This is a genomic window from Pandoraea anapnoica, assembly GCF_902459765.1.
GTDB classification, from domain to species: Bacteria; Pseudomonadota; Gammaproteobacteria; order Burkholderiales; family Burkholderiaceae; genus Pandoraea; species Pandoraea anapnoica.
Genome location: NZ_CABPSP010000021.1, coordinates 23,138 through 47,442, shown reverse-complemented (window position 1 = coordinate 47,442; position 24,305 = coordinate 23,138). Strand labels below are relative to the sequence as shown.

Here is a 24,305-nt window from a genome sequence, read left to right as displayed (position 1 = left end):
TCGGACGTTTCGGGCCAGGCTCAGACGCCGCGATAGATCGTCTTGACCTGCAAATAGAAGTCGAGGCCGTCGCGCCCCGATTCGCGGAACGTCGCGGTGCTGGAGCGCTTGAGGCCACCGAACGGGGCGTTTATCAGATTGCCGGTCGTCGTGCGATTGATCTTGACGGTGCCGACTTCGATGTCGTCGACGAAGCGATGCATGAGGCGCGCGTCCTGCGTGACCAGCGAAGCGGCCAGCCCGTAGTCGCTGTCGTTGGCCACCGCAATGGCGTCCTCGTAATCGTCGACATCGATGACGGCGATCACCGGTCCGAAAATCTCTTCCCGGGCAATGCGTGCGTCGCGAGGCACATCGGTGAAGATCGCCGGTGTCACGAAGTAGCCGTGCGCAAAGGCACCGTCCACGAGCTGGGTGCCGCCGCAGACCAGCTTGGCTTCGTTACGGCCGATTTCAACGTACTCGAGTACCGTCCGAAGTTGCCCCTCGGTGGCGAGCGGCCCGATATCGTTGCCCGGTTCAAGCCCCGGGCCGATTTTGAGCGCCGCTGTGCGCGCCACCAGCTTTTCGACGAACGCCGCACGAATCTCACGGGCCACCAGCACACGGCTCGTCCCTGTGCATGCCTGCCCCGTCAGCGAGAATCCACCCTTCACCGTGAGATCGACGGCGCGGTCAATGTCGCGGGTCTCCAGCACGATCAGCGCGTTCTTGCCGCCGAGTTCCATTTGTGTGCGCGTCGACATCGATGCCGCGCGGTGAATCTGTTCACCTGCCGATGTCGAGCCCGTGAAGGAAATCGCTCGGATTTCCTTTGCTCCGACCAGCACCGGTCCGACAGCGCTGGCGCTGCCCGTGACGAAATTCAGCACGCCGCGCGGGATGCCCGCTTCGACGAACGCCTCGACCAGCCGCAGGCCGCTCAATGGCGCATCGGTGGCGGGCTTGAATACGACCGTGTTTCCGCAGATCAAGGCGGGCGCAATCTTGCGCGCCGGAATCGAGACGGGGAAATTCCACGGGGAAATGACGGTCACGACGCCGAGCGGTTCGCGAACGGTATACACCGCCATATCGGCGTCATCGTTAGGGAAGGTCTCGCCGCCGAACGACTGGGCTTCAATGGCGTAGTAACGCAAGGTCTGGGACGCGCGCAGAAACTCGTCCTTGGCGAGCGATTTCTGCTTGCCCTCCTCGCGGGCAAGCTCATCGCCGAATCGCTCTGCATGACGCTCCAGATACGCGGCAGCGCTCAGCAAGACTTTGGCGCGCGCGCCGGGCGCGGCACGCTTCCACGCGCCGAATGCCGAGGCGGCTGCCTGAACCGCCGCTATCGCGTCGGCTTCGCCGGACGCCTGAAAAACGCCGACGACATCGCGCGTGTCGGCGGGGTTACGATTCTCGAAGGTGTGTCCGGTCCGGCTCGCGCACCATTCACCGTCGATGTAGTTGAAGAACGTGGGCACAGTTGTCATCACTGCAACAGTCCTGCAAAGAAGCCGAGGGGCCGCGCTCCCCTGCGTGTCATGCGTGGCACAGGAACGCGGCGCTACGTCAGTCAGGCCGCCAGCCCAAGTTCAGGCAGCGGCAACTCCTTTTCCACGTAGTCGTAGTAAAGCGCCGTGGTATACAACAGGCGCATTTGCGCACCGATCTCGCAGATCTTCAGGCAGCGCGCCTGAAGCTCCGGCGTGTTCGCGTTCTCCAGCACGATCTGGTAGCCGCGCTCGCCGTGGATCTCGTCGGACACGATGTGCAGATCGAAGAACTCGACTTCCTCGTCGGTGAACTTGTAGGTATCGCGCAGCGTAGGCGTTTGCTTGCGGTAGATCGACGGGACCTGCGACTCAAGCCCCACCACCAGCCCGGCCACGGCGACCACCGGGTCTTCGCGCATGGCCACGGCATAGCACCAGCTTTGCAGTCCGCGCGTCGTGGGCGACATGTTGTCCGGATCGACGACCCGTTCACGCGTCGTGCCGCAGGCCTCGGCGAAGCGGATCAGCAGATCGGTGTGACGATCACCGCCAATCTCTTCCTCGTACATGTTCGCGAGCAGAAAGTCCTTCGCTTCGGTCATGTGATCCGGCGTACGCGCATACAGGTAGCCGAGATAGTCGGCAAACGGCCCGACGTAGTGATAGTGGTTCTCGGCCCAGCGAGCGAGATGCGCGCGAGAGAGCTTGCCGCTCGCCCACGCCACGCTAAACGGCGCCTTGTTCGCGCTCTTGCCCTTGATTGCCTCTTCGAGTGCCGCGCGGAAGGTTTCGCGGTCCATCAGCTCTGCCATGTCCAACTCCTTTGATTGCCAGGTGAACGATCCCTAAGCGCTGGATCGGATGATTTTTGTATACGGTATACTGTTTTGCAAAAAATGCCAATACGACGAAACGAGCGAATCAGTAGTCTTTCCGGGAAAGGTCAGTCGGCCGAACGGACAGCGGCGGCGGCGGTAGCCTGCGGCGCGGCATGTGCGCCGATATGCGCAGCCGGTACTGCCGATGCGTTGTCATTGCCGACGGGTTCGATGGCGTCGAGCGCGATGCCGTTGGTCTCGGGCAGCATGATCGCCGCGATGACGACAAGTCCGTAACCGACCGCCGCCACGACAGGGATCGCAAGCGTCAGCGTGGTGTGACCGCTGGCAAGCCAGCCCGCCATGAACGGAAACACGGAGCCGATCACACGCCCGGCGTTATAGGCCACGCCATAGCCCGTCGCCCGAATCTCATGCGGATACGTCTCGGAGATGGTGGCGGCGACCCCGGCAAACGTCCCCTGCATGAGCACGCCCATCAGGAAGCCCAGCACCATCATGACCGGCATGGGCGCGGGGATCAGCATGTACGCGATGCTCATCGCGAAGGCCCCGATCGCGAACAGGATGTAGGTCGGCCGTCTGCCCAGCTTGTCAGTGCACCATGCGCCCACGGCATAACCCACGATGGACCCGGTAATGGTGATGGCCAGCCATAATCCGGTGCCTGTGACCGAGAGGCCACGCTCGGTCTTGAGCCACGTGGGCATCCACGTTGCGATGGCGTAGTACGAGCCGAGCATGCCTCCAGAGAGCAGACTGCACCAGAGCGTGCGGGCTGCGAGCCTGCCCTTGAACACGCCGCGAATCGTCGTCAAAGGGCTCGTCTGACTGCGCTCGGCCAGCGTGCGCGTGAAGGCTTCCGGCTCTTCGAGATTGCGGCGCAGCCAGAACACCAGCAAAGCAGGTGCCACGCCGATGAACAAGCACACGCGCCACGCCCATTCCGGCGGCAGCCAGTTGAAAATCGCGCTGTAAGCCAGCGCCGCCAGCGCCCAGCCAAACGAATAGCTGCTGGCCGTGAATCCCGAGAACTTGCCGCGATGCGCCGGATTACGGATCGTCTCCATGACCAGCACCATGCACAACGAGGACTCACCGCCGAAACCCAGCCCCTGGATGATGCGCAGCACGGCCAGTTGCGTAGGCGAGTTGGCCAGCCCGCAAGCGAAGCATGCCAGTGCGAAGAGCGCGATCGTCCATCGCAAAATCTTGACCCGGCCGTAGCGGTCCGCCAGCAGGCCCGCCCCGATCGCGCCGACGAGCGAGGCGATCAGCGTGTAAGTGACGATGCTGCCCGCCGTTGCCTTGCTCATACTCCAGGTGGTGAGCAACACCGGAATAAGGAAGGAATAGATCATGAAGTCGTAGACGTCGACCGTATGGCCGATGAACGTGCCTGCAAAGGCGCGCCTCTCGTTTCTCGATAGTGAGCTGAGCCAGGACATGGTGGTGTCCTCCTTGAGTTGTCTTGGTTCTGTGGGATCGTCGGTGATGAAAAGGGTGTTGCCTCAGGCGGGTGGAACAAACGCGTAGCCGGCTGCCTCAAGCAGTTCGGCGACGCGGATGGCGCGCAAGTCGTGGTACAGCGGTGCCACGATTTGTACGCCGACAGGCAGGCCCTGCGCGGTGCGCCCGGCCGGTGCGACCGTCGAGGGCAAACCGCACAAGCCTGAATGGCCTGCCCAGAAAAGCTGCGTGGTGAGCGGCTGCGCGCGACCGTTCACGTCGAGGGTGCGTTGCCACGGTGCACCCGCTTCGTCCAAGGGAAATGCTGGCGTCGCGGCGACCGGACAGAGCAGAACATCCACCTGCTCGAACAACGCACGCCACGCGGCGGCATACCCTTCACGCAGCGGTTGCAAGCGCAGCCAGTCGCGGTGACTCATCACTGCGCCGGTGTGCTGGAGCGAGGCGTAGCGCGTATCGTCGTGGGCGACGTCGCGTGCCGCAGTCTGTGCGGATGTGTAAGCCTCATCGGAGAGATACCCGCACGTCGCCGCACGAAGCAGCAGTGTGTACACCCGCAAGAGTTCAGCCGCGTCGAGTGCCGGACGCGCGTCCCAAACGACCTGAGCGCCTTGCCGCTCAAGCGCCCTGCCCAAATCGACGAGGCATTGCTCGACGCAGGCATCGACTTCCGCCACGGGATGATTCGGGAGAATGCCGAAGCGAACCTGACGCAAATCGTCAACGTCACTTGGCGGCAGTTCAATGCGCACCGCACAGCACGCATCGACCGACGGGCCTGCGAGTGCGCCAAGCACATGACGCAAGTCGGCCGCACTGCGGGCGAGCGGCCCTGCGACATTGATGTCGGGAAAGGTCACGCCACCGGGCAACCCGTGACCGTCGAGCGGGATCAGACCATGCGTGCTTTTGTGCGAGAAGATGCCGCAATAGTGCGCGGGATTGCGGATCGACGAACCGATATCGGAGCCCACGTCGAAGAAGGCCATGCCTGAACAGACGGCAGCAGCACTGCCACCCGATGAGCCTCCCGGCGTCCGCGACAGATCGTGCGGATTGCGCGTCGTGCCGTACACGGCGTTGTAGCTCTGCCAGTCACGTAGCCACAGCGGCACATTGGTCTTGCCGAGCAAGATGGCACCGGCATCGAGCAGACGCTGTACGACGGTGGCATGTCGCGTTGCCGTGTTCTCCGCGAATGCGGGATCACCCACGGTCGTGGGCCAGCCGAGCACATCGAAAGATTCTTTGATGGTGAACGGCACCCCGTGCAGCGGCCCTCGCACAAATCCTTCCCGTCGCTGCGCGTCACGCTCCCGGGCCGTCAGATACGCTTGCTCGAAATCGCTGACGACGACGGCGTTGAGCCGGGGGTTGGCGTCACGCCAGACGCTCTCGCAGGCTTGCACGAGTTCGACCGAGGTCACGTCGCCACGATGGAGTGCCGCTTGTACGGCGCCCACTGAGGCGTGGTGCCAAGGGAAGCCTGCGGTGGTTGGCGCTTTTGCCGGTTCAGCCGGCGTCGTTGACCGGGTGCTATCGAAAGCGTCAATCGTGAAGTTTGTCATGATGGGGTACGCATTTCAGTATTCTGTATACCATCTGCCGACAAATTACGACTGTCAAGAGACTGGTATATCAGGGTTTGTGCGGAGGGGACTGTCGAGCGGCGGCACCTGAACTGCTCGTTTGCTCATCGAAACGGCTCAGGAGAACGGTGAGTCTTGTGATGGCGCGCCCCGCCGAGCGGCGGGTGCTTGAGGGCTGACAGGGGATTTCACCCGGTCGCTACATGGCCGGGCGATCCGCAGAAGTGGCTAACTGCGTTGAAGGCTTTGAAGGCTTTGAAGGCTTTGAAGGCTTTGAAGGCTTTGAAGGCTTTGAAGGCTTTGAAGGCTTTGAAGGGGGCGATGCGCGCAAGTTCGCACGCATCGTCAAAGGTTAGTGCCAACCGCGGTGCCAGCCGTAACGCGGATGCCACCATCCCCAGCCATAGTGCGCGTGATAGCGCCACGAATAGCCGGGGCCCGGCACCACGCCGACCGGTGCAACGTACACGACACCGGCCGGGGCAACCTCTGCCGGTTCAACCGGTGCGACTACGCAGCCGGACAATGAGGCCGCCAGCAGCAGCGGCACGACCAGGACGTAACAGGATCTGGTTTTCATGATGGTTTATCCCAACGTTTTCGTCAGAATTCCGGGCAGCGCTTACTGCCAGCCGGGATGCCGTGCTCGGTAGTATTCGAGCGCCGCGACACGTTCACGCTCTGCTTGCCGGGCCAGTTCCTCCGCACGCGCCATGTGGCCACCGAACTCGCCACCGTGTTCCATCTGGATGACGTGCATTTCTTCGATGGACCGCTGAAGATCGTGCGTGGCGGCCATCGCCTTGTCGTGAAGCTCATCGGCGAACGCGGCATTCGCCACCAACGCTGCGCACAGTGCCATGAGAATAGTTGTGGGTTTCATGAGTCGCTCTTCCGTGTTGAGTTGAAATGAGGGGGCGCCTGCTCCAATAAACGCCCGCTCTGCGACTCATGTTGACGCAACGTCTGCCCGAATTTGTAAGCCTGTATTACGCCGCGTTACGCCCCCCGAAAATGTAGTGACCACCCCATCGCACCGTGCCGAATGGACGGGCCTCACGCCTCGCTCATCACGCCTTGAGCAGAGCCGACGCATTGCCCGTCAGGATGGCATGTCGACGCGACTCATCGAGTCCGGACAAGTCGTCGTGCGGCCCCAGCAACCCCATCGGGAATGGCCAGTCGGAGCCGAACACGACCTTGTCCGAACCGAAGACGGACTCACTCAGCGCCAACGCACCGTCATCGTGCGTAATGCAGTCGACGTAGAAGCGGGAGAAAATGCCACGCGGAGAAGGAAGCGTCACATCGACGCCCGGTCTGGACGTTCTATAGCCGCGCTCGTATCGACCGGCAAGCATGGCGGTAGCGCCACCGCCATGCGCGAGACAAAAGCGAATTTTCGGATACCGGACCGCCACGCCCCCGAAAGCAAGATGCGACGCCGCGATGGTCGTCTCTACCGGGTTACCCATCAAATTCTCGAGATAGAACTTGCTCAAGCGGGGGTCGCAGCACTGCCCCGGGTGAAGGAATAGAAAGGCGGATTGCGCATTCAACGCCGCCCAGAGTGGCTCGTAAGCGGCGTCGGAGAGCGTTCCCTCGTAGCCCCCTGCCGCTGCAGCGTAGCGAAACGTCTCTTTGTTTTCCAGCGCCAGCCGAGCGGCGAGCTCAGGATGTTCGAGCGGCAGATGCAGCAACGCAGACAGACGCGACGGGAAACGCTCGCAAACCCGTCGCAACCCATCATTGACATATGCGCACCACACCGACGACGCCGCTTGGTCCAGCGATTGTCGATACATCGGTGGCGGTATCGATACCCATGCTTGCGCGACGCCCTGTTGATCCATCCACTCGATCAGCGCGGCTGGCGAGAACAATGCACTCAGCCCGATCGTGTGACCGTCGAGCGTGAGCCGTCGTGCCGCGCCGTCCCATTGGACATTCGCTATCGTAGACAGTCGGGCCTCATCGATCGGGGCCAGATGCGCGTGAACATCCAGCGCAATGCGTGTGGTTTCCATGTCGACTCCGAACTCACTGCGCCTACCCATCAACTGGGTTCGAGATTGGCATTCATTTCCTTGCCCCAAAACTCCGGTGACCAACGCGGCCCCCATGTGTAGGGCAAATCGTTCCAGTCGCGGCAAAGCCACCGGTCGGTGATCTTGTCCATGTCCGCGTAGAACTCCACCCAGCTCCCCCACGGATCGCGCACATAGTGAAAGAGATTGGAAGCGATCGCGTGCCGCCCGGGACCAAAGCCATCACCGTAGCCCGCTTCGCGCATTCGCCACGCCCCGTAGCCGATGTCGTCAAAGCTTGGGACCTGAAAGCTCGCATGTTGGAAGCCCCGGTGGGAGCTATTGATCAGCCCGAAACAATGATGATCGATGACGCCCTGCCCCGCCGCCATGAACGCGACCTTGCCAGCGGCGCGGTCTGTCGTTCGCAAGCCCAGTACGTCCGAGTAGAACCGCTCGGCACGCGCCCATTCGGGCGTAAAGATGAGCAGATGCCCGATCCGCAAAGGCGGCCTGTCCTTCTCAAGGGTTTGCCACAGATTGATGTCGACGCGATTGGCAGCACCGCCGAAATTGAAGGCTGGGACCTCCACGCACGGCAAAGCATCGGCATCTTCTGGATTCAGATGAATCCATGTGCCCCACGGATCCTCGAACCAAAGCCCCTCTCGCTGCCATCCGTCCGGGGCGCAGGGATAGACCTTGATCCCTGCGACCTCGATGCGCTGAGTCATGCCCGCGACCGATGTCGGCGCAATGCGAAAGGAGAGGTGATGCAGTCGCTTCTTCTCGCCTTGCATCAACACGATTTCGTTGCTGGATCGCCCCGGTGAGTTACACAGAAGCGCCCGGCCATCGTCTGAGCGGCGCACATCCAATCCGAACGTTGTGTAAAAGCGTTGGGCGACGTCCAGATCGGGCACGGTCATGCCGAAGCCGTTCAGACCCTCTACAGCAGACGTTGTCATAAAGAACCTCGCTAAGGGATGGCGGTATCAGGCACCGATCCGGATGCCGGATTTGCCGTGCAGATCAACGGACGTCATCCGATTTCTGAGTTCTCCGAGGCCGCTCCCACGCACGATCACCTCATCGCCCTCGTGGAGAAATACTTGCGGCTCGCGCGCGTTGCCTACGCCACTGGGCGTTCCCGTGAGCAACACGTCACCGGCACGAAGCGTCATGCCAAACGACAACTCCGCAATCAGTTCGGGAATCGAGAACGCCATGAGTCGCGTGCTGGCCGATTGAAGCACCGTGCCATTGACGACGCACTCAAGCTGGACGTTCGCGGGATCGATTTCGTCTGCTGGCGTGAGCCACGGCCCCAACGGCATGGTTCCGTCGATACTCTTTCCCTTCAGCCATTGCCCGCCGTGACGCCGCTGGAGATCGCGCTGGGAGATGTCGTTGGCCAGGCAATAGCCCCACACGTGCTCCATCGCGTCCTCCACCGGAATGCTCCGTCCGGTCTTGCCGATGATGACTACCATTTCGGCTTCATAGTCCCATTTGGCGGACAGCGACGCGTCGTACGCAATGTCGTCGACCGGGCCGATTACCGTATCCGGCCCCTTGGTGAAAAACGTGGGGGCGGTGGGCGGGGGAACATCTTGCCCTTCCCGCTTTCCCTTACCCTCCTCGAAGTGGTCCCAGTAGTTCCAACCGGTGCAAAGCACGTCGCGATAAAAGCGCTGAATCGGCGCGAGCAGACGCGCTTCGCCAACCGCCACCCGAGGGGCATCGGGTGACGTCGCGTAGTGTCGAGCCCGCGCCAGGGCGTCCTTTCCGCCGCCGATCAACGCCACCATATCGCCCATCGATGCGGGCAGAACAACCCAATCGTCATCTTGTCTGACGGCGATGCGCTTCTCGCCGTTGTATTGCAGTGTTGCGAAAGCCATGATGCTCCTCAGTGAGTAGTCACGATCTATCGATGCGATGTCTCAGACGTCAGGCCTGCGGCAAGACCGCAATGGCATTGATCTCGATGAGATAGTCGGGCGAGACCATCTTCGTCACCTCGACCATCGTGGAAGCGGGCAGCGGCGGATGGAAATACTCGCGTCGCACCTTATGAATGGCCTCGAAGTGCTCCATGTTGCGCACGTAGACATCGACGCGACAAACATCCGCAAGCGTGCCGCCGGCGGCCGTGACAGCACTCTTGATGTTCTCGCAGACCTGACGGGTCTGTGCTTCGATATCACCGACGCCCGCGATCGTGCCGTCGGGACGTCGAGCGGTCATCCCGGAAATGAACACGAGCTTTCCCTTCGCCTCGATGGTGGTCGCTTGCGAAAAGTGTCCGTTGGGCGTGCGCAGTGCGTCGGTGCTGATTTGCTCTTTCGCCATGATGAAAGTCCTGTCGTTAGCCTGATGAGGCGGTAAGTTGCTTCAGAGATCTGCCCATGCCGCAGGCGCTTGCACACCCGCGACGCTCGCCATCCCGGCAAGTTGTCGTGCGACGTCGGCGGCGACCGGGCATGTCTGCCCGTTTGCCTGAGCGACTTGCCAATTGATCTCTCCCGGGCTGTAGAGCCGCTCCGTACCAGCTGCGGGGGTCGACGTGCGGACCTTGACGGCCAATTCGGATGCGCGCTGTTCGAGCGGCCGTTGCAAACCGAATTGCGAGGCATCGATTGCCAGAAATGCCTGCGCGCTGTTGTACGGCGTAGTGCTGGCACCGTAGAGCGGTTGCACTTCGTCGGCCACACCGCCGTCCGACAGGCCGCCACATAGCAGATCGACCATGAAAGCCAGACCGAAGCCTTTCGGTCCCGCTGCTGGCAGTAGCATCCCGGCAATGGCCTTTGCTGCGTCCCGAGTAGGCATGCCGTGCGCGTCGACGGCCCAGCCCTCGGGAATCTCCTGCCCCGCCGCCTGCGCGAGGCGGATCTTGCCCATCGCGCTTGCGCTCATGGCCATATCGAGTTCTACGGGAATCTCATCAGCGTGCGGCATCGCGATCGCCAGCGGGTTGTTGCCTATCACTCGTTGCGCTCCGCCGGGGGCGGGCATCAACGGGCGGGTGTTCGCCATCGCGATGCCGACGCACCCCGCATCCGCCATTTTTCTTGCCCAGAATCCGGCTTCTCCGAAATGGAACGCGTTTCGTACGGTGACCATCGCCAGCCCGTAGCGTCGTGCTCTTTCGATGGCGAGCGTGACGGCCTGCTTAGCGCTCACCTGGCCGAGCGCGTTTGCGGCATCGAGTACGACGACGGCCTTGGCGTCATGCGCGACCTGCGCGAATTCCGCTTTACTGACGGAACCGGCGCGAATCCGCTCGATGTACATGGGCAGGAGCATGACCCCGTGTGACGCCTTCCCCCCCAGATCCGCGGCAATCAGCGGGACGGCAACCGATGTCGCCACATCCACCGAGACCCCTTCGGCGACGAGAAGACCCACGACCAGTTCACGCAGCACTTCGGTCGATACACGGATCGACGAGTTGTCAGTGAGCATCGCGTTCATCCGTGTACCAATCGGGCTTCTGCGGATAGTGCGGACCGTCGTAGATCTCGACGACGATGGTCTCCTCATGCGCAATCGTCGGGCCGTGAACATTGCCCTTCGGGTTGCAATAGAAGCTTCCCGGCAACAGCGTGACGCCGGTGGACGTGTATTCGTACTTGCCGCTCAGGCAGTACATGAACTGATTGGATGCATGGGAATGCGGGGCAGGAATGCCTGCGCCCTTCGAGAACTTGATCAGTGCAATCGATGCACCGGTTTCGTCATCGCGCCAGAACATTTTTTCCGCCACACCAGCGAGAGATTTGTCTCGCCAGGGCATCTTTTCGCTGTGAAGCAGGATCTCGGCCATCGAAGGCATCGGCGTGCCCGCCGTCTTCGTCTGTGTGTCTTTACCGCTCATGAAATTGACTCCCGTTATGTGTCGACATTCACAAAAGCACATGCACTCAGACCGCGCCTGCCATCTCTGCCGTATGCGGCAACCACGGACGAAGCGCGAACTCGATGGCGGCAATCGCCAGATAAAGCAGCAGACCGAGCAACGCCAACGAAATCAGCGCGGCAAACGCGAGCGGTGTATTCAGTTGCGAATTGGCGACCAGCAGCAGGTTGCCGAGCCCTTCGGTACTGCCCACGAACTCGCCGATCACCGCGCCGATCACCGCGAGCGTCACTGCAATTTTTGCTCCGGAGATCACGTGCGGAAGCGCGGCTGGCATCTGAATCTTGAGAAAGATCTGCATGCGTGTCGCTCTGAGCGATGTGGCCAGTTCGATGAGATTGACCGGTGTGGTTCGCAACCCTGTGGCGGTATCCACGACAATTGGAAAGAACGCGACCAGCCACACCAGTGCGAGCTTCGATTCGATGCCCGTTCCCAGCCAGACCAGCACGATAGGGGCGAGCGCCACCTTAGGCACCGACTGCATTGCGATAAGGAGCGGATAGAACATCCGGTTCAATATCGGCGAATTCGCAATAGCAAAGGCGATGGGGACGCCAACGATGAAGGCCAGGGCAAAGCCATAAACGCATTCCAGGAGCGTGACCCACCCTTGCGACAAGAGCGCCGCCCGGTCGTCGACGAATGACTGCGCGATCTGGACGGGCGTCGGAAGCACTGCGATGGGCACGTGGAACATCACCACATATATCTGCCAGATGACCAGCAGCAGCACGATGCCGAACGCGGGATATCCGATCACGCGAAGGTTCAGTGTCTTCATTTCACGACTCCGAGTGCAGTGCTAGCCTGATGTTCGTAAGCCGTAAATTTCGGCGTGAACCGAAGTGCCTGCGTTCTGGGATAGGGGAAGTCGATGGCGATGCGTTCTGCGATTTTTGCCGGACGCTTGCTGAATACGAGGACTTCGTCGGACAGATAGACCGCTTCGGAAATGCTGTGCGTGACGAACATGACGGCAGCCCGCGTGTGTTCGCGAACAGAAAGCAGGAGGTCGTGCATCTCCATACGCGTGAAATCGTCCAGCGCACCGAACGGCTCATCCATCAATAGCAGCCGTGGCGCATGGATCAACGCGCGACACAACGCCACTCGTTGCTGCATGCCTCCGGAAAGCTCGTGCGGGCGAGCGCTGGTGAAGGCGTCCAACCCCACCAGCGTGAGCAACTCATGCGCTCGGGTCTTGGCAGCTTTGTCGGCTTTCCCAAGGATCTCCATCGGGAACATCACGTTAGCCAGCACATTGCGCCAGGGCATCAGATTGGCGCTCTGAAACACGAAGCCGAAGTCTCGCTGTGGGCCGCTGATCGCTTTTCCGCGGATCTTGACCGCCCCCGTCGTGGGCTTGGTTAAACCAGCCACGATCCGCAGCAATGTCGTTTTTCCGCAGCCGCTGGGGCCAAGCAATGACACCAGTTGTCCGGCGTCGAACGCGCAGTCCACCGCTTCGAGCGCGACGGTCTGGCCGTTCTTGCCACGCGGCGGATAGATCTTGCTGACACCTTCGATGGAGGCAAAAACTGCCTCAGTTGGCGTCACGCCGCCCATGCCGGTCGTGTCGAGCCGCGCGTTCATGCGGTCCCCTTGGGCAGGAAGTCGGTCGTGAACAGCGAGGCGGCAGAAAGCGGCGCGCCGGGGATGCCGATGTTCTGCGCGATGAAATCGACGCTACGCTGCATTCGGCTCCCATCGATCCATCCCATGCCGAATCGGCGGGTATCGGCACTCTGTGCGAGCGCGCTCAGAAGCTTGATCTCGCCGACAACGACTTCGCGATTGATGCCTGGCACGTAGTTCGCCATGATCTCGCTCGCCGCTTGCGGATCCGCAATCGTGTCACGCCAGCCTTGCATGGCCGCCTTGACGAAGGCACGTACGGTGTCGGGCCGGGACTTGATCATCTCCTCTTTGACCAGCAATCCGTTCGCGTAGAGTTCGAGCCCGTGATCGGCGAGCAGCAACGTGCTCAGTTGCCCACCGGGGAGCACCTTTTCCAACCCGACTTGCGTAAAGATGAAGTTCTCGATGGAGGGCACTTTCTTGCTGAGCAGCATGCCCACGCGCGCTGCGCCATCGACATTGACGAACTTAACGGAGCCCGGATCCAGCCGGTGCTGCTTCATAAAGCCCTGAATGACCTTGGGCGAAAAACTTCCCGCGCCGCTGGCGATTTCCAGCCCGTTGAGTTGCTCGGGCTTTGTCACGTTCGCCCCTTGTGCGAGCGAGAAGACCGCGTAGGGAGCGCTCTGATAATTCATAGCGACGAACTTCGCGCTGCTGGCACCGCGTGCTCTCGCCAGCGCAAGCGACACCACATCCGAAAACGCGAACTGCGCAATGCCGGATTCAAGTGCCTGGATGGCTTGCGCAGTGCCCTGCCCCGGCACGATCTTGACGTTCAATCCGGCCTGTTTGAAGTAGCCCTTTCCTAACGCGACATACCACGGCGTGTGGCGTCCCAGCGCAGTGAAATCGAGCGACAACGTCAGCTCGCCCTGCCCCCGGTCTTGCGCTCCGGCCATCTGCCACCCGCCGGTGGCCCACCCTGCGGCGACAGCACCGAGACTTCTTACGACCTGCCGACGCTTGCTGTTCGTTGCCATTTCCGACCCCTAAATAGAAATCCATGGATGACGCGGTCAAGCCAACTTCCCGCCGAGCCCTCATCGCGCGAAGTTGTATTTGTTCATAAGGCGTAATATAGTTTGTGACATACTGTGTGATATGTTACAGATTCGCAAGTGAAAAAATATTCCGACCGGAGCCTGTTGATGGATGCGCTGAAGTGGCAGCAGTGGCATCGTTTTTTCACCGAGTTGGTGATGCGTCGCTGTATGGCGGCGGCCGTCTACGGGGCGTTATCGGGTCGGGCGCGCGTTAGCGCTCGGGTAGAATGCGATGCCCATCGCGGCCATCCCCAAGGCTCGTGGTGGTTGACGCGGGGGGCGACACTTTACGCGCGCCTTCTTGCCCCGGCTCGGCGCGCGGGCATGGACATCCAGCGCTCGCACTTTCTGTCTTGCGTTGCGCCGACGGCGATGTTCAGCGATGAGTCACCAACACCCGAATCACACGATGCGCGCCCATGTGGCATGAAGCCGCGTGAGGATGCTGAAGTTGCATAAGATGCAGAAGTTGCGGAAGGAGATACCGTCAGAAATGCCCAAGCCGAGTCTTATCGATCTCGAAACACCCAACGCAGCCCCCAGCCCGTCGCCGCTTCGACGGATTGCCAAGGGCGCGTCACTCGCAGAGCAGGCGTACGTCGAGATCAAGCGGCGCATTCTTTCGCTGGAGTTCGGTCCCGGCCAGTTTTTTAACGAACTGATGATTTGCGAGCTGATCGGCTTCAGCCGCTCCCCCGTGCATCACGCAATCCAGCGATTGAAGCTTGAAGGACTGATCGACATCATTCCGCGCAAGGGGCTTCAGATACGCCGCGAGTCGATGGACGAGATACTGGACTTGCTCGAAGCGAGATGGGCGGTGGAGGCCAATGTTGCGGCATTGGCAGCGCAGCGGCGCACAGAGGCGCAGTTGAGCCGGATGCGGGAGCTAATCGAAGCATCGCGCGAATTGAGTCGTACGGACGACCGCGACCGATTCATGCAAATCGATCACGATTTCCACGGGATTATTGCTGAGGCGGCCGGGAACAGCGCGTTGACGGAAATCATGCGTTCGTTGCACGAGCGATCTGCGCGGCTTTGGAAACTTCGCTTGCTCGCCCCGGGCGATCTCGCGCATACACAGGACGAGCACTCGGCAGTGCTCGATGCGATTGCGGCTGGCGACGCTCAGGCGGCCGCCAGCGCGATGGGGGCCCACCTGGCGTCGCTTCGTCGTCGGCGCGTCGCCCCTACGTCGTTTAGTGAACCGATCCCGTTGCCCCCTATTGCGGAGTGACTCGGCACCCGATACGCCGCGCCGGATTCGGGAAACGACGCTGAGGGATGGAATCGCGAAGACGCGATGAGCCACCAAAAGAAAGAGAGGTTAGTCGAAGCTAACCTCTTTTTCTTTCTGTCCTTCTGGTGGGAAAGGTTTATTCGCTGACAGCGCCACCTGGGACATTTTCGAGTGTCCGCTGCGCAATCATAACCAGCGGATCAATCTCACCAGCGCCCAACCGACGAACAACCCCAGCAAAAACGCCCCCATAAGAATAGCGAGCCACGGCGCCTCGGCCGTGTTGAGTGTCCATTTGTTGTCTCGCCACCTAAATCCGTATCGAATCATTACCGCTAAGATCGCCGCCACAAAGAGACCAATCAAAACATACATGTAGTAGATCGGCACTGACGGTTGTTCTGTCGCATGCTGCGATCCGACTTGCGCGATTAATCCCACCAGCATCATAAAGGCCGCAGCGTAGTAGCACGACGTCGAATACTCGACCGTTTGCGTCCGTGATGAGTTGGTCTTGTCAAAGATTCCATGGCCTGCCATGAATGCGGCCATTACGGGCATCAAATACGCCCACAACGACAGTTCAGCAGCAAACGCCCGCTCAGGCGCTGTGTTACGGATTACGCAGAAAATGACGACTTGAGGCGCAACTCCGCAGAAGAGCACGAAAAACCCCAATGCCCGACCGACGGGAACGCGCGTCAGATTCTCCAAATGAGCCCAGAACGCTTGCCCTGCGCCGATCTGCGCAGCTTTCACGTCGTCCAAGATGTATTCCCCGTTATCAATTCGTAGTCCGGAATTCTACGTTGTCCGCACGAAATCGGCGTAAGGGCATCCGGTGCCGCAACGAGGCGGATGGCGACGGATGGAGCGTGCACGAGGGTGGGACTTGGGGAGACGGCAACACCGTCACGGACATCCGTGCGAAGGCACCGACGGACGCGGAGAGAGCCGGATACACGATGGAGCAGCTTAGGGCTGCGGCGACTCACTCCGACGATTAGACAAACGAAAAACGCCCCGATGGGGCGCTCCGTAACTGCTTGTACTGCAAGGGGTTTTTGGTCGGAGCGATAGGATTCGAACCTACGACCCTCTGATCCCAAATCAGATGCGCTACCAGGCTGCGCTACGCTCCGACGAAAGAGGACGAATTCTAGAGGCTTTCTTGCGCCGCGTCAAATCGTCGCGCAAGTTTCCGGCGTCTTCTGAGCATTTTCCCGATATCGGCTGCACAATCATTACGCAATCATCGCGCCGATGACAGTCACGCGGCCGCCACGAAACCCCGCCATAGTGGGAGGTTCACCATGTCAGAACCCGTGTCGATGAACCTGATTCTCTGGCGTCACGCCGACGCCGAAAACCTGCCCGCCTCCCTCGCACTCAGCGCACAAGCCGATCTAGCCCGCGAACTCACCGACCGGGGCCGCAAACAGGCCGAGAAGGCCGCACAGTGGCTCCGCCCCCGCCTGCCCGACGACGCCCTTATCCTCACAAGCCCGGCCGTACGCGCCGTCCAGACCGCTCAGGCACTCTCGCCCACCCCGCGCATCGTGCGCGACCTTGCGCCCGGCGCAAACGCCGTCACGCTGCTCGGTGCCATCGACTGGCCCGCCACCGCGCAGACCATCGTGCTCGTCGGCCATCAACCCGCCCTCGGCCAACTCGCAGCACTCCTGCTGAGCGGCCAGGAAGCCTACTGGACGATCAAGAAAGGCGGCATCTGGTGGCTCGCCTCCCGTCGTCGTGAAGACGAGAGCCAGGTCGTCGTGCGCGCTGTGGTCAATCCCGATCTCATCTGACATTTTTCATCGGGCAGGAAGATCGCCCCCGCTTGTCCCTCAATGCCCGGAAATGCCCGTGAATCGGACGATGTAAGGCGTCGGATAGGGGGTCTGACTCATGACAACGGACGTTTTGTCATAGAATTGTCGCCTACCGTTCACGGAATCGACATTGATGCTTTTTAAAGTACGTCGCAACGCGACCGTCACAAAAAGGGCTTTTATGCGCGACCTGCCGAACCCCACTATGCCGCTCTCTTCGCTGACCCCTACGTCGCGGAGGCGTCTTCCTCGCCCTGAAACGCCTGTCAAACCGAATCTGGCTGTGGCGTGGGCACGCGACGAAAGCGAGCTTCGTGAAGCGCAGCACCTGAGATATCAGGTCTTCGCCGAAGAAATGGGCGCGTCGGTCAAGGGGCCCGCAGGCCTCGACGTCGACGAATACGACCAATATTGCGACCACCTGATCGTGCGCGATCAGGATTCGCTCAAGGTCGTCGGCACCTATCGCGTATTGCCCCCCTCACAAGCGAAACGCCTCGGCCGTCTGTACTCCGAAGGAGAGTTCGATCTCTCGCGTCTGGATCACCTGCGCCCGAAGATGCTCGAAACCGGCCGCTCGTGCGTGCACACGGACTACCGCAACGGCGCAGTCATCATGGCCCTGTGGAGCGGTCTGGCCGAGTACATGCTGCGCAACGGTCTCGAGACGATGCTCGGCTGCGCCAGCGTGCCGATGGCCGACGGCGGTCACTATGCCGCCAGCCTCTATCGCAAGCTGCAAGATACCTCGATGGCCCCGGCCGAGTACCACGCCGTACCCCGTATCGCCCTGCCGGTAGACGAGCTGCAATCTACCCTCGAGGTCGAGCCGCCGGCCCTCGTCAAAGGCTACCTGCGCCTTGGCGCCCGCATCTGCGGTGCACCGGCCTGGGATCCTGACTTCAACACCGCAGACTTTCTCACGCTGTTCCGCCTGTCCGACATGAACCCGCGTTACGCGCGTCACTTCCTCGGACCGGAACTCGTCAGCAAACTCCAGCAAGCCTGACAAGCACCGCCCCCCCAAGTATTCTGTCCCCGCTCAATCCCCTGAGGGACAACAAAAAGCCCGGCAAAAGCCGGGCTTTTTTGTTGGCTGTCCTACACGCCCTGAGCCGGGCGCGCCGCAGGCGTCAGGCGTAGACCACCTTGTAACGCATCCCGATCTTCTCCCACTCCTGCGCTTCGCGTTGCAGGCTGTAATCGGTCAGCGGATTAGCCTCGATCCATGCGCGCGGCACGGAAACCTGAAAACCGTCGTCGAGGCGTTCGACATCGATGCTCTCCGGCAGCGCGTCGGTACGGCGGCGACAGAACAGCACCGCGAGACGCAGACAGAACAGCAACTGCCAGTCAACCTGCTGCGCCTGCGAGGCCAGCTTGCCCAGCTTGCCGACGTGCCCCAGCAGCAACTCGGCCAGCCGCGCCTGATCCGGGCGCGAGAAGCCCGGCATGTCCGCGTTGCTGCCGATGTAGGCCGAATGCTTGTGATAAGCGCTGTGCGAGATCGACAGGCCCATCTCGTGCAGCGATGATGCCCAGTTGAGCAGCGCTTCGCCTTCCTCACGGCCTTCGTCCTGCGCGTCATCGGATGCGTCGCCATCGACGACATCGAAATCGACCGGCAACTGACGGTACAGCGACACGGCCAGACGCCCCACCCGCTCCGCCTGTGCACGGTCCACGCCGTAACGGCGAACGAACTGCTCGACGGTCACGGCGCGCATGTCCTGATGCTGCGTGCGACCCAGCAAGTCGTACATCACGCCCAGACGCAGCGCGGCGTCCGTCGTCTCCATATGGTCGACTTCGAGTTCGTTGAAGACGGACAGCATGATGGACAGGCCGCCCGGGAGCACCGGGATACGATCCTGCTTGAGGCCCGCCAGCTTGAGACGGTTGGCGTTCTCAGCCTTGATCAGTGCTCGTTTCAGCCGTTCGAGACCGCCGCGCGTAAGGCCATGCACACCGCCGTCGTTGAAGCCATTGGCTTCGAGCAATTCGGCCAGCGCCCGCGCCGTGCCCGACGAGCCGATGGCCTGCGACCAGCCAGCTTCGCGGAAAGCCGACGAAATGATCTGGATTTCGCGACGAGCGGCCAGCTCGGCCTGCTTCATCGCATACTCGTCGACGTTGCCGCTAGGGAAGAACTGACGGCTGTGGCTCACACAACCGATATAGAGACTCTCCATGATCAGCGGTTCGTAATCCTGGCCGATGATGAATTCGGTCGAACCACCGCCAATATCCACCACGAGGCGATTGCCCGGACACGTCGGCACCGAGTGCGCCGCGCCCGCGTAGATCAGACGCGCTTCTTCGCGTCCGGCGATCACTTCGATGGGGAACCCGAGCGCGCGCTGCGCTTCGCCCAGAAAGTCCTGCGCGTTCTTGGCCACGCGCAAAGTGTTGGTCGCAACCGCACGCACCTGATCGGGATGAAAACCGCGCAGCCGCTCGCCGAAGCGCTTGAGCACGTCCCAGCCGCGTTGCTGCGACGGATGATCGAGATACTTCTCAGCGTTCAGGCCAGCGGCGAGTCGCACCGGCTCGCGCAGCGCATCGACCTGATAGATCTGGGTGCCGGCGGAAGTCTCCTCCACTCGGCCGATGATCAGGCGAAAACTGTTCGAGCCGAGATCGACGGCTGCTAACAAGGGCGATGGGGTACTCATGTGGGGGTGCGCCTGAGCGAAGAATGCCGTAATGTCCGATGCTTAACTTTAAAAGCATGACGGCCACTCGACAAATAAATGACGAATAAGTTACAAATCGAATATGACACGTCGTTGACAAATGTGAATGTCATATAACTGTAACAATACGGATGAAGAATTCACGCCAATCCCATGTCTTTCGCACGTTCAATATGAATTACCCGCTGCTCAACCGAGAGCTGGGCATTCTCGCGTTCAACGAACGCGTGCTTGCCCAGGCGGCCGATCCGGCCACGCCACTGCTCGAGCGCCTGCGCTTTGTCTGTATCGTGAGTAGCAATCTGGATGAATTCTTCGAAATCCGCGTCGCCGGGCTGAAGGAGCAGATGCGCGAGAATCCGGGCATGCTCACGCCGGACGGCATGACGTTTCAGCAAGTTTACACGCAAGTCTGCGCCCGGGCACAGGCGCTCGTCGAAAAGCAGTACGCCATGTTCGACAGCATTCTGCCGAAACTCGAAGCCGAAGGCATCGCGTTCCACCCCTCCGGTCAGTGGAACGACGCGCAGGTCGAATGGGCCCGCGACTACTTTATGCGCGAACTCGTGCCGGTGCTTACGCCCATCGGGCTGGACCCGGCCCACCCGTTCCCCCGCGTGCTGAACAAGAGTTTGAACTTCGCCGTCGAACTCGAAGGTAAGGATGCCTTCGGCCGCGACGCCGAACTCGCCATCGTCCAGGCCCCGCGCGCCTTGCCGCGCCTCGTGCCGATGCCGCCCGCACTTGCCCCGCTGCCCAATAGCTTCGTGCTGCTCAGCTCACTGATGCTGCGCTTCGCCAGCGCGCTGTTCCCGGGCCTCACCGCCAAAGGCTGCCATCAGTTTCGGGTTACACGTAACAGCGACCTGTTCGTCGACGAAGACGAGATTACCAACCTTCGCACCGCGCTTCAGGGCGAACTCCCGGCCCGCCACCTCGGCGACGCCGTGCGCCTCGAAGTCGACGCCGGCGCCCCTGCCCGCCTCGTGCGACGTCTCCAGACCGAATGCGGGCTGGCCGATTCGGACTGCTACCGCGTGAAGGGCCCCGTCAATCTCGTGCGGCTGATGCCGCTGCCCGAGATGGTCGACCGCCCGGATCTGAAGTTCGTGCCGTTCGTGCCTGCACTGCCCAAGCGCATGAGCGCCTCGCCTGCCATGTTCGATCTCATCGATCAGGGCGATCTGCTGCTCCACCATCCGTACGACAGCTTCCAGCCCGTGCTCGAACTGCTGCTTCAAGCCGCACGCGATCCCGACGTGGTGGCGATCAAGCAGACGATCTATCGCACCGGCAACGAGTCGTCGCTAATGGACGCCCTCATGGAAGCAGCCCGCAACGGCAAGGAAGTGACGGTCGTCGTGGAACTGCTGGCGCGCTTTGACGAAGAGACGAACATCAATTGGGCCGCACGGCTCGAAGCGGTGGGCGCGCACGTCGTCTACGGTGTGGTCGGCCACAAGTGCCACGCGAAGATGCTGCTTGTGGTGCGTCGCACGCGTCAGGGCAAGAAGACCTTCCTCAAGCGCTACGTCCACCTCGGGACCGGCAACTATCACCCGCGTACCGCGCGTCTGTACACGGACTTCGGTCTGATGACGGCCGACGAAGCGCTGTGCGCCGACGTGCACGTCGTGTTCCAGCAACTGACCGGCATCGGTCGTCAGACGCATCTGAATGGCCTCTGGCAATCGCCGTTCACCATGCACACGCATCTGCTCGAAGCGATCCGTCGCGAAACGGAAGCGGCCGCTGCGGGCAAGAAGGCACGCATCATCGCCAAGATGAACGCGTTGCTGGAGCCGACGATCATCGCCGAGCTGTACAAGGCGTCTCGTGCAGGCGTGAAGATCGACCTGATCGTGCGAGGCGTGTGTTCGCTGCGCGCTGGCGTGAAGGGATTGTCCGAAAACATCACCGTGCGCTCGATTGTCGGACGCTTCCTCGAACACCATCGCATCTATTACTTCTATGCGAACGGCGACGAGCACGTCATGCTGTCCAGCGCCGACTGGATGGAACGCAACTTCTTCCGTCGCGTGGAAGTGGCGTTCCCGGTGCGCGACAAGCGCCTGAAGGCGCGCGTGATTCGCGAGGGGCTGATGGTGCATCTGCGCGACAACGTGCTGTCATGGCTGATGCGCCCGGACGGCAGCTATCTGCGCCGCCGTGCGGGCAAGACGCCTTATAACAGTCAGATGGTGCTCATGCAGGAGATCGCACAGCACGTGCAGACGGGTAACTAAACCGGCGAGTTTTGCGCTCACCATTGAAAAAGGGGCTTGATAAAGCCCCTTTTTCATTTCAGCGACAGATCACAGATCAACCACTCACCGACACATCCGACGGCGTATCGACCGGTGCGCGATGCACCACACGCGTCGGCGGGAAATGGATGGCGAACGTGCTGCCGTGCCCTTCCTCGCTCGTCACGCGCAAATCGGCCTGATGGCGTGTGAGCACGTGCTTGACGATGGCCAGCCCGAGGCCGGTGCCACCGGTATCGCGCGACCGGCTGCGGTCGATGCGATAGAAACGTTCGGTCAGACGCGGAATGTGCTCGGCCGGAATGCCCAGTCCGGAGTCGATCACCGCGAAGCGAGCGCCCCCGTCGTCCGTCGCCCCCCACTCGATACGGATCTTGCCGCCCTGCGGCGTGTAACGCACGGCATTACTCACGAGGTTGCTGAACGCGCTATGCAACTCGCCTTCCGCACCGCGCAGATCGAGCCCCTCGGCCCCCGTCACTTCGATCACGTGCTGACCTTGCGACAGGCCTTCGGCGTCGCCGCGCAACGAACGCATCTGCATACCCATGTCGATGCGGTCGTCCGAAGGCGGCTTGCCGCTGCCTTCGAGCTTCGCCAGCGTCAGCAGATCGTTCACGATGTTCTGCATGCGGCCGGCCTGCTGACGCATGATTTCCACGTAGCGCTGAATCTCGTCCGGGGACAGCGGCAGCTCGCCCACCGTCTCGAGAAAACCGGAGAGCACCGTGAGCGGCGTCTTGAGTTCGTGCGAGACGTTGGCCACGAAGTCGCGGCGCATTGCGTCGGTGCGCTCAAGATCGGTCACGTCGAGCGAGATGATCAGCTTGCGGTTGTCGCCGTACGGAAACACCTGCATCGACAACACGTTGTTGCGCTTCTCGCCCATGTGATGCATGAGCAGCGCTTCGTCGTAGCGTTCGGACGACAGGTAATGCACAAAGGCCGGGGTGCGCAGGAGATGTGTGATCTGTTGACGCAGATCGCGCTTAGCATCGATGCCGAAATGCATCTCGGCAATCGCGTTGCACCACTCGATCTGATTGTGCTCGTCGAGCATGATCACGCCGTTGGGCGATGCCTGGATCGCCTGAATGAAGCGTGCGTGCTGTTGTTCCACCTGCTTGACCTGGTTATGCCAGCGCTTGGCCAGCTTGTGCAGCCGGTAATAGATTTCGCCCCACAGCCCGAGAGCGCTCGGCACTTCCCCGTAGACCGGGGCGTCGAGCAAACGCCAGAGGCGCTGGGCGTGATAGACGTTGAAGAAAAGCTGAATCACCAACAGGGCGATTGCGGTGACGTAACCCGCGCTTGCGCCGAAAATCCAGCCGACGGCCACCGAAATGGCCGCTTGCAGGATCAGGAACGCCAGCGCACGGGCCCAGATGATATTCATAGACGATGCACAGGAATTTTGTCGCCCTCACCCTGAGGAGCGGCATGGGCACGGCAGCTTTCGACGGGTTCGACCGGGAAGCCCGGTCGAACCCCGTCGCGTCAGACCGACTTCGTAAGTCGGTAGCCGCTGCCGCGTACGGTCTCGATCATAGCATCGTGGCCCGCCGGCTTGAGGGCAGCGCGAAGGCGCTTGATATGCACGTCCACCGTACGCTCTTCCACGAACACGTGATCGCCCCACACCTGATCGAGCAACTGCGAGCGGCTGTGCACGCGCTCCGGATGCGTCATGAAGAAGTGCAGCAGACGGAATTCCGTCGGGCCGAGGTCCAGCTTGATGTCGCCGCTCGACTGGTGGCTCGTCACGCGATGCGTGGCCGGGTCCAGCTTCAGGCCGTTCACGCTCACCACATCTTCGGTCAGCTGCGGCGCACGACGGCGCAGCACGGCCTTGATACGGGCCATCAGCTCCTTGGGCGAGAACGGCTTGGTGACATAGTCGTCCGCACCGATCTCGAGCCCCATCACCTTGTCCTGCTCTTCGCTGCGCGCGGTGAGCATGATGATCGGCACGTGCTTGGTGCGCTCATTCGCACGCAGCTCACGCGCGAATGTCACGCCCGACTTGCCAGGCAGCATCCAGTCGAGCAGAACGAGATCCGGCAGGACGTCGCTGATCAACGTGAGCGCCTGCTCTGCGTTGTACGCCCGAATCGGATAGTGACCCGCGTGTTGCAAGTTAACGGAGATCAGCTCGGAAATCGCCGGCTCGTCTTCCACGATCAGAATGCTGCTAGGCATCGGTTCCTCTCAAACCTTCAGTAATGTCGGGCGCTTCTACTCGCCTTATTTGC

Annotated in this window: 24 protein-coding genes and 1 tRNA gene; 5 read left to right on the top strand and 20 right to left on the bottom strand. The window is 61.4% G+C overall.

What is annotated here, in order from left to right:
- Positions 1–20: 20 nt before the first annotated feature.
- From PAN31117_RS25660 to PAN31117_RS25645, 4 genes are all read right to left on the bottom strand, one after another.
- The gene (locus PAN31117_RS25660) at positions 21–1,475 is read right to left on the bottom strand and encodes an aldehyde dehydrogenase family protein (RefSeq protein ID WP_150740680.1); all 1,455 of its coding nucleotides are present in this window, start codon (positions 1,473–1,475) and stop codon (positions 21–23) included.
- 83 nt (positions 1,476–1,558) lie between these two features.
- Entirely contained in the window at positions 1,559–2,290 is a 732-nt protein-coding gene (locus PAN31117_RS25655) for an iron-containing redox enzyme family protein (RefSeq protein WP_039397245.1), read from the bottom strand.
- A 131-nt stretch (positions 2,291–2,421) separates the two neighbouring features.
- A complete protein-coding gene (locus PAN31117_RS25650; RefSeq protein WP_150740679.1) occupies positions 2,422–3,765 on the bottom strand; it encodes an MFS transporter in 1,344 nt (447 codons plus the stop codon).
- A gap of 63 nt (positions 3,766–3,828) precedes the next feature.
- Positions 3,829–5,250 carry an amidase gene (locus tag PAN31117_RS25645; RefSeq protein WP_246189259.1) on the bottom strand — a complete coding sequence of 474 codons (1,422 nt, stop codon included), beginning with the start codon at positions 5,248–5,250 and terminating at the stop codon, positions 3,829–3,831.
- 329 nt (positions 5,251–5,579) lie between these two features.
- On the opposite strand from PAN31117_RS25645, the gene PAN31117_RS27300 reads away from it, so the two are divergent.
- Positions 5,580–5,732, top strand: a complete 153-nt coding sequence (locus tag PAN31117_RS27300; protein ID WP_174991128.1) for a hypothetical protein — start codon at positions 5,580–5,582, stop codon at positions 5,730–5,732.
- Here PAN31117_RS27300 and PAN31117_RS25635 read toward each other — a convergent pair.
- The 11 genes from PAN31117_RS25635 to PAN31117_RS25585 all read right to left on the bottom strand — a co-directional run bounded on the left by PAN31117_RS25635 (position 5,729) and on the right by PAN31117_RS25585 (position 13,952).
- Positions 5,729–5,956: a hypothetical protein gene (locus tag PAN31117_RS25635; RefSeq protein ID WP_150740677.1), complete on the bottom strand. Its 228-nt coding sequence runs from the start codon at positions 5,954–5,956 to the stop codon at positions 5,729–5,731. The two genes, PAN31117_RS27300 and PAN31117_RS25635, sit on opposite strands and share 4 nt — an antisense overlap.
- 42 nt (positions 5,957–5,998) lie before the next feature.
- Positions 5,999–6,259: a hypothetical protein gene (locus tag PAN31117_RS25630; RefSeq protein WP_150740676.1), complete on the bottom strand. Its 261-nt coding sequence runs from the start codon at positions 6,257–6,259 to the stop codon at positions 5,999–6,001.
- A gap of 187 nt (positions 6,260–6,446) precedes the next feature.
- Positions 6,447–7,403, bottom strand: a complete 957-nt coding sequence (locus PAN31117_RS25625; RefSeq protein ID WP_174991127.1) for an amidohydrolase family protein — start codon at positions 7,401–7,403, stop codon at positions 6,447–6,449.
- A 29-nt stretch (positions 7,404–7,432) separates the two neighbouring features.
- Positions 7,433–8,332, bottom strand: a complete 900-nt coding sequence (locus tag PAN31117_RS25620; RefSeq protein WP_174991126.1) for a VOC family protein — start codon at positions 8,330–8,332, stop codon at positions 7,433–7,435.
- Positions 8,333–8,398: 66 nt separating this feature from the next.
- Positions 8,399–9,307: a fumarylacetoacetate hydrolase family protein gene (locus tag PAN31117_RS25615; RefSeq protein WP_150740673.1), complete on the bottom strand. Its 909-nt coding sequence runs from the start codon at positions 9,305–9,307 to the stop codon at positions 8,399–8,401.
- Positions 9,308–9,356: 49 nt separating this feature from the next.
- A complete protein-coding gene (locus PAN31117_RS25610) occupies positions 9,357–9,758 on the bottom strand; it encodes a RidA family protein (protein ID WP_150663397.1) in 402 nt (133 codons plus the stop codon).
- Positions 9,759–9,800: 42 nt separating this feature from the next.
- Complete coding sequence (locus PAN31117_RS25605) at positions 9,801–10,874, bottom strand: Ldh family oxidoreductase (RefSeq protein WP_150740672.1); 1,074 nt, start codon at positions 10,872–10,874, stop codon at positions 9,801–9,803.
- Positions 10,864–11,286, bottom strand: a complete 423-nt coding sequence (locus PAN31117_RS25600; RefSeq protein ID WP_217429732.1) for a cupin domain-containing protein — start codon at positions 11,284–11,286, stop codon at positions 10,864–10,866. The genes PAN31117_RS25605 and PAN31117_RS25600 overlap by 11 nt, the downstream gene beginning before the upstream one ends.
- Before the next feature lie 46 nt (positions 11,287–11,332).
- Complete coding sequence (locus tag PAN31117_RS25595) at positions 11,333–12,112, bottom strand: ABC transporter permease (RefSeq protein ID WP_150740671.1); 780 nt, start codon at positions 12,110–12,112, stop codon at positions 11,333–11,335.
- Entirely contained in the window at positions 12,109–12,924 is an 816-nt protein-coding gene (locus PAN31117_RS25590; RefSeq protein WP_246189258.1) for an ABC transporter ATP-binding protein, read from the bottom strand. Before PAN31117_RS25590 ends, PAN31117_RS25595 begins: the two co-directional genes overlap by 4 nt.
- The gene (locus PAN31117_RS25585; RefSeq protein WP_150740670.1) at positions 12,921–13,952 is read right to left on the bottom strand and encodes an ABC transporter substrate-binding protein; all 1,032 of its coding nucleotides are present in this window, start codon (positions 13,950–13,952) and stop codon (positions 12,921–12,923) included. The genes PAN31117_RS25590 and PAN31117_RS25585 overlap by 4 nt, the downstream gene beginning before the upstream one ends.
- Positions 13,953–14,508: 556 nt before the next feature.
- Between PAN31117_RS25585 and PAN31117_RS25580 the strand changes: the two genes are divergently transcribed.
- On the top strand, positions 14,509–15,255 hold the full coding sequence (locus tag PAN31117_RS25580; RefSeq protein ID WP_174991125.1) for a GntR family transcriptional regulator: 747 nt from the start codon (positions 14,509–14,511) through the stop codon (positions 15,253–15,255).
- Positions 15,256–15,444: 189 nt separating this feature from the next.
- Here the strand turns inward: PAN31117_RS25580 and PAN31117_RS25575 are convergent, their stop codons facing one another.
- Both PAN31117_RS25575 and PAN31117_RS25570 read right to left on the bottom strand, forming a co-directional pair.
- Positions 15,445–16,026 (bottom strand): hypothetical protein, encoded by a 582-nt coding sequence (locus PAN31117_RS25575; protein ID WP_150740668.1) that lies wholly within the window; start codon positions 16,024–16,026, stop codon positions 15,445–15,447.
- 297 nt (positions 16,027–16,323) lie between these two features.
- Positions 16,324–16,400, bottom strand: a tRNA-Pro gene (locus PAN31117_RS25570).
- Positions 16,401–16,589: 189 nt separating this feature from the next.
- Between PAN31117_RS25570 and PAN31117_RS25565 the strand changes: the two genes are divergently transcribed.
- Positions 16,590–17,066, top strand: a complete 477-nt coding sequence (locus PAN31117_RS25565) for a SixA phosphatase family protein (RefSeq protein ID WP_150740724.1) — start codon at positions 16,590–16,592, stop codon at positions 17,064–17,066.
- Positions 17,067–17,271: 205 nt separating this feature from the next.
- Positions 17,272–18,099 carry a GNAT family N-acetyltransferase gene (locus PAN31117_RS25560; RefSeq protein WP_150740667.1) on the top strand — a complete coding sequence of 276 codons (828 nt, stop codon included), beginning with the start codon at positions 17,272–17,274 and terminating at the stop codon, positions 18,097–18,099.
- A gap of 124 nt (positions 18,100–18,223) precedes the next feature.
- On the opposite strand, the gene ppx is transcribed toward PAN31117_RS25560, so the two are convergent.
- A complete protein-coding gene (gene ppx / locus PAN31117_RS25555; RefSeq protein WP_150740666.1) occupies positions 18,224–19,765 on the bottom strand; it encodes an exopolyphosphatase in 1,542 nt (513 codons plus the stop codon).
- A gap of 152 nt (positions 19,766–19,917) precedes the next feature.
- Between ppx and ppk1 the strand changes: the two genes are divergently transcribed.
- Positions 19,918–22,032, top strand: a complete 2,115-nt coding sequence (ppk1, locus tag PAN31117_RS25550; protein ID WP_150740665.1) for a polyphosphate kinase 1 — start codon at positions 19,918–19,920, stop codon at positions 22,030–22,032.
- A 76-nt stretch (positions 22,033–22,108) separates the two neighbouring features.
- Here the strand turns inward: ppk1 and phoR are convergent, their stop codons facing one another.
- Both phoR and phoB read right to left on the bottom strand, forming a co-directional pair.
- Positions 22,109–23,449: a phosphate regulon sensor histidine kinase PhoR gene (gene phoR, locus PAN31117_RS25545; RefSeq protein WP_150740664.1), complete on the bottom strand. Its 1,341-nt coding sequence runs from the start codon at positions 23,447–23,449 to the stop codon at positions 22,109–22,111.
- Positions 23,450–23,550: 101 nt separating this feature from the next.
- Positions 23,551–24,252, bottom strand: coding sequence for a phosphate regulon transcriptional regulator PhoB (gene phoB, locus PAN31117_RS25540; RefSeq protein WP_010805263.1), 702 nt, complete (start codon positions 24,250–24,252; stop codon positions 23,551–23,553).
- Positions 24,253–24,305 lie beyond the last annotated feature (53 nt).